Below are 5,370 nucleotides of genomic sequence, written 5' to 3'. Positions count from 1 at the left end.
TTGGGGATCGAGATTGGCAATCATGATATTTTGTTCCTTTCTGAAATGAAAAGGGGCCGGACACGCAGCGTGCGCGTCCGGCCCCAGTGGGCGTTTGGTTTGGATTACAGTTTGAGGCCCTGCAGGCTGCGCAGAGTGGAGCGCACGGAGTTGAATTCGCGACTGCTAGCCTTCTGGTCACGGTTGATGGTTTTGAGTTTCACGGACAGATCGCGCAGCAAGTTGAAGCCTTCGTTGAGCTTGTCACGAATGAGCAAGGTCATGTCGATGGCTTCTTCCACGGCGTTTTTGGGTTCGTTGGATGCGGGTGATGGTCCTTCGGAGGTGGGGTTCGTGATCATGGGTTTGGATTGTGGTGCAGGCGGTAAAACAGGCCGGGATAGCGGCATGCTCACCGGAGCGGGTTGTTGTGGTGCTGGTTGCTGGCCGGGATCCATGCGCAGAGGCATGACGATCATTTGCTTCCCTTTGGCGTGGAACCTCAAGGGGTGCATCGAATCGACCAGGCTGATGGTGTTCAGTCCGTAGCCGAAGGCTTTGATAAGAAACCGCCGGCTGAGGAAGATGGTCATCTCGGGGCCATTGCCTTGGATGTCGGGCACTGGGATGCGCAGCCAAGGCTCGTTGTCGGTGTCCTTGCCAAGGAGCAGGAATTGACCGTCTCTCCATTCAAGACCGATGGTTTGGTATCGGTCAGGATCGTGGCAAGGAATGCGCTGGATCAGCTTGATGAGCGTTTCTAGCTTTGATGGGTCCAGGGTGATGTGCGTCTTGTCGTCGGCTGGATTGGGAACCGTCACGCGCCAGTCAGGATATTTGCCCTGTATCTGACGAGTGATGAACCTCCAACGACGACTGGAGAGCTGGATGTGTTCGCTATCGGCTTTCATCTGCCATTCGCCATCCTGATTGAATTCCTTCCAGCCGAGGAACTTGTGTGATGGGATGAGCACCGAGAGCTTGATTGGCAGGGTGAACGAATTCGCACTGTAGAGGTGCTTGCCGTCCGTTCCTACCACATTGAACGCCTTGGGATTGCTGGCGTCGATGAAGGCACCGTTGAGGATGTAGCGGGTTTCATCGGTGCTGGCGCAGTCGAGAGCCTGATGAAGCGACTCACGGACGGCGGGAGGCAGTGGAACAGACTCGGTCTTGATGCGTGGCACCTGGGGAAATTGATCCACAGGGAACGGTTTGACCTTTGACGCGCCGAGGTTGTTGGCCAGAGCGAATCGTATGACCGTTCCTTGATCGGTGGCTTCGATGAGAAGGCGTTCGTCTTTGCTGCAGTTTTTTGAGAGCTGCAGGAGCTGGTCATACGGAATGAGCACAGCATCAGGCGGGCCTTCGGCGGGTTGTTCGAGACGCAAAGTGACGAAGCGGTCGAGATCGGTGCTCGTGAGAGCAATCCAACCATCGGCAGTGCGTTCGACTTTGATATTCTGCAGGACCGGCAGAGTGGCTCGTGGGTTGATCACTTTGCCCAGCCCTGCCAGAGCGGGTTTTAATTCCGCGATGGGAAGTGTGATGGGGTTCATGGGAGTGGTGGTTGAGGTTGATCACCGGGATGCAATGGTTTCTCCGGCCTGACGTTGGTTTGCGGAACGACGATGATGAATTCCTGCCGCAGTTCCTTGATGGCTGGTTGCGAAGAGGAGCGTGGGCAGGCAGTGCCTGTGAGGACGAGCAGCGAACAGGCTGCCAGCCTGATAAAATGGATGATGTTCTTCATGAGGAATGATCTTTCGGGGTTGTACGCAAATAAGCCCATGCGCCGGTGAAGACGCATGGGCTTGAGCGTGGGTTGGGTTGGCTAGGCGGCAGCCTGCATCATCTCGGCTTTGTATTTGAGCTGCGCCGTGGTGCATTCAGCCGCACGGATGTCCGAACGCGCTCCGAGATAAACCGGCTGGTAGATGGAGCCGGATTCCTTGAAGGCGTACAGGTAGCGGCACTCCACCACGGTTCCCGGTACAGGAACATCGTGGTTGGGTGGGATGGTGACGTTGCCAGCGGGGCGCACTTTGTTGCCCTCGAACAGGATCAATGAGACGCTCCGCTTATCGTTCACCTTCGTGACGATGAACGAGGCAGTTTCATGGAACTTGAACTTGAGCTGGCTGCCGCCGCTGTTGGGGCGGCTAGGAGTGTACGACGCGTCCTTGTGTTTGAACACCACGCCTTCCCTTCCCTCTCTTTTGAACTGCTGGAACCAGCCAGCCGTTTGAGGAGGAAAGAACACCCGCACCTCCCGGATATTGGGATGATCGAAGGCGTTGAGCATGTCGCGCATCCGCAGATAGCGCACCGAGAATGCCAGATGACACATGTCTTCCGGTCCAATGGTGAGCAGGTCGAAGGCATGGAATGTGTCTCCGACCGCTTCACCATCGAGCAGGAAGCTGCGCGGGTATTTCGCGGCACTGCTGACGATGGGTTCAGGAATGGCGGTGGGAAATCCCAGGCGGTTGATGCCGGTGATTTGATCGCCGTCCTTTTTGATGAGCAGCCGACGGCCATCGAGCTTCTCCTGCATCCAGTAGTCTGGATTGAGCAGAAATTGATCGAGCTGCTGCTCGTTGATGGGATTGAGGAGCTGGCACTCGATGCCAGTGTGCTTGTTGGGCAATTCTGGTGGTATGGTGGGAGCAGCGTCGGTTCCAGGCTTGTAGCCCTTCGCCATCTTTTCTCGGACAAGCCTGTCGTAGATGTCTTTGGCAATCGGATATTCGACCGGGGTCTGTGTTTTGCTGCCGGTATTGAGTGTGGAACCGCGACGGCCGTAGGCGAAGTGTACGTGGTAGCCATCATCCTTGGGGGAGATGCTGGCTTGGTACACTTTGTCGGATGGTCCTTCGCGAAAATACAAAGTGATGCTTTCCATGAGGTGAGTTCCTTTCTTGAAATGAAAAGAGCCGGACGATCCTGCGATCATCCGGCTCTGGGGTTGGAGTGTGGGGACGTGTTTTAAGGGTCAGTAGTTGTAAGGATCCTGGCGTTGTTGATGACGTATGCGCATTGAGAGGATCGATTTTCCGATGGAGACCAATCCCGCAATGAGTCCGACAACCAGCAGCACCGAGAGTGGCACCAAGACAACATTGGAGGTTGTCTTGCTGATGACATCGATCCAGAGGTTGAACTGGTTCAATGCCAGCGTGACCAGCGGAGCCACCAGCAAGGCGGGCACCGCAAATCCTATGGCCAGACGCAGGTTGAACTTGAACCACTCCCGCAGGGTTCCCTGCGGTGAGAGCCAGTATTCAAACCGACGGCAGGCGAAGCTGATCACCTCAGCAGAGCGCTCTATGGCGCTGAGATGCGGCAGGGCATCGTCAATGACGGGTTCGTTGAGCGGTTCAGGCTGCCAGCGTCGAATGACGATCTGGCGGGCCTGCTTCGCCCAGGTGGTGGCGGGCACCGTTGGGAGCTGCCGGGGTAGCGGTGGGGACTGTTCGTCCCATTCTGGTTGTTCCATCATAATGTTGGCGTGTTTTGGCCCCGAGGGCGGTTCCGATAACAAACAACAGCACGCAGCCCACGGCGAGAGTGCCGGTGGCAATCTCCCAGCGCGTGGTGGTGGCGTGTTGTTCCGAGATGCGATCTTCCAGTCTGATGATCTTGGCCCGGTATTCCGGTCCGAGATCTGGCGGCGGATCAGCGAAGAACCAGCCTGCGTGCGTGTTCGGCGTGAACAGCATCAACAGACTGGCGATGAGGATGAGATGTTTCATGGTGGGTGTGGGGATGGGCCGCAGGCCAGCGCTCGTGGTGAGCGCCGACCTGCAGCAGGGGTTTAATGCCAGCGGCGGCATTCACTAAAGTACTCGCAGCTTGAACAGTGCATCCCAGGCGAAGGGATGAAGTCGCGGCGCTGCAATCCCTGGAGGTAGGCTTCCATTTGTCGGAACAGCCGGGTCTGCTGTGCTGGACTCATGGATGGCAGTGGGGTGATGACTACCTTGGGGTTCTTGAGTTTGACCAGGTGGTGCAGCTGCATGCCTGCTTCCTGCCCGCCTGTGTTGTGCCGGTATAGGATAGCGTAGCTGCTGGTCTGGATCTCAGTGGTATGTGCGACCTTGTCCGTATTGGGAGTCGTGGCGCTGGTCTTGTAGTCGATGATCTGGCGTTGCTGGACCAGATCGAGAATGCCGATGAGAAGCGGCAGCCCGTGCTGTTGCAGGTCTGCCTCCACCGGAACTTCCACGGCGTCGGGTTTGACCTCAGCGGGAAGATGGCTTTCGCGCAGGTAGGTGTCGAGCAGACGCCAGCCTGTGGTTTTATCGGCCTCTTCCTCCCCGGGCTCCCATTCCACCGATCCTTCGGTGTCGTCCGCCCAGGCTGTTTGGTAGGTCTCATGGACCACCTTGAGCGAAAGCGGCTGCTGCACCCAGCGCGCCTTGTTCCAGGCCTTCAACACAGCGTGAACCGCATTGCCGAGGTGGAGAGAGGCTGTCTTGGGTTTCTTGAGCTTGAGCACGTAGCGGAAATAGAACTTCAACCGGCATTGCAGGAACAGCGACAGCCGTGAAGCTGATACGGTTGCCTGCAATGCTGTGATGATGTCCTGCTCGCTGCGCTCTGGAGGTGAGGCAGCGGGCGTTTTCATGCGGCTTGGGCGGTGGGCTGTTGCTGCCAGCGCGTCTGGCGTGGCGCGGGTTTGCCGGCTTTGACGAGCAGGTCCTCAATCAACTGAGATGCCTGCATCTTGTTGAGTTGTTTGACGCCGATACCGAAGAGCTGCTGGGACAGATCCTCCGCCACCTGTTTGGTGATGCTGGCGTTCTCATTGACGATGCGCAGGATAAACCCGCGCTGACCGTCCGTGCAGTTCCAGCGATCCGTGACGGGCGGTGTAGCAGGACGATTGTTGCCGTTAACCGGGTAGGTGCGTCCATTGGTCTGTGACGCAGCATGCCCGTTGCCGTTGGCATTGGCCGCCGGGACGTAACCGGGGTGCTGAATTTCCTGATCGACGGACTGCTGCAAGAGCTGGTAAAGCTTCTGCACTTCGGTTTCGACCTGGGTGATGTCACTGAGTTCGACTTCAACGGAGGCGCTGAAGCTGTGGCTGCTGTACTGGGGCAGCCCGAGTTTTTTGCTGTAATTGGCGCTGAGTTTGATGGCCATGGTGGTGTGTCTCCTGATGTGGGGTGGGTATTGCTTGGGTGGATGAAAAGCCGCCACATGGCCCGACAACAAAACACCCGGCCCCCTCTTTCGAGAGAACCGGGTGGGTGAAGTGGGATGCTGTGACGACGTGGTGCGGCTAGCAGGTGTTGCCAGCCTCCTGAATGCGGCCCTGAGCCGGGACGCTCATCTGCGTGGCAGCGATGCTCCATCCCTGCGTGTGTTGCAGGGATGAGGTGA

At 57.5% G+C, this 5,370-nt stretch carries 7 protein-coding genes; all 7 read right to left on the bottom strand.

What is annotated here, in order from left to right:
* Window positions 1-104 precede the first annotated feature (104 nt).
* A complete protein-coding gene (locus tag ACIREA_RS25830) occupies window positions 105-1,538 on the bottom strand; it encodes a DNA polymerase III subunit beta (protein ID WP_397385203.1) in 1,434 nt (477 codons plus the stop codon).
* The gene (locus ACIREA_RS25825) at window positions 1,535-1,732 is read right to left on the bottom strand and encodes a hypothetical protein (RefSeq protein WP_397385202.1); all 198 of its coding nucleotides are present in this window, start codon (window positions 1,730-1,732) and stop codon (window positions 1,535-1,537) included. The genes ACIREA_RS25830 and ACIREA_RS25825 overlap by 4 nt, the downstream gene beginning before the upstream one ends.
* Before the next feature lie 81 nt (window positions 1,733-1,813).
* Window positions 1,814-2,884, bottom strand: a complete 1,071-nt coding sequence (locus ACIREA_RS25820; RefSeq protein WP_397385201.1) for a WGR domain-containing protein — start codon at window positions 2,882-2,884, stop codon at window positions 1,814-1,816.
* A 90-nt stretch (window positions 2,885-2,974) separates the two neighbouring features.
* Window positions 2,975-3,421, bottom strand: coding sequence for a hypothetical protein (locus ACIREA_RS25815; protein WP_397385200.1), 447 nt, complete (start codon window positions 3,419-3,421; stop codon window positions 2,975-2,977).
* Window positions 3,360-3,734 carry a hypothetical protein gene (locus ACIREA_RS25810; protein WP_397385199.1) on the bottom strand — a complete coding sequence of 125 codons (375 nt, stop codon included), beginning with the start codon at window positions 3,732-3,734 and terminating at the stop codon, window positions 3,360-3,362. The genes ACIREA_RS25815 and ACIREA_RS25810 overlap by 62 nt, the downstream gene beginning before the upstream one ends.
* Window positions 3,735-3,796: 62 nt before the next feature.
* Window positions 3,797-4,609: a RecB family exonuclease gene (locus tag ACIREA_RS25805; protein ID WP_397385198.1), complete on the bottom strand. Its 813-nt coding sequence runs from the start codon at window positions 4,607-4,609 to the stop codon at window positions 3,797-3,799.
* On the bottom strand, window positions 4,606-5,130 hold the full coding sequence (locus ACIREA_RS25800; RefSeq protein WP_397385197.1) for a hypothetical protein: 525 nt from the start codon (window positions 5,128-5,130) through the stop codon (window positions 4,606-4,608). The genes ACIREA_RS25805 and ACIREA_RS25800 overlap by 4 nt, the downstream gene beginning before the upstream one ends.
* Window positions 5,131-5,370 lie beyond the last annotated feature (240 nt).

This window comes from Prosthecobacter sp. (genome assembly GCF_044373815.1).
Lineage (GTDB): Bacteria > Verrucomicrobiota > Verrucomicrobiia > Verrucomicrobiales > Verrucomicrobiaceae > Prosthecobacter.
The sequence above is the reverse complement of the archived record's forward strand: the minus strand, read 5'-3'. Positions and strand labels throughout refer to the sequence as shown.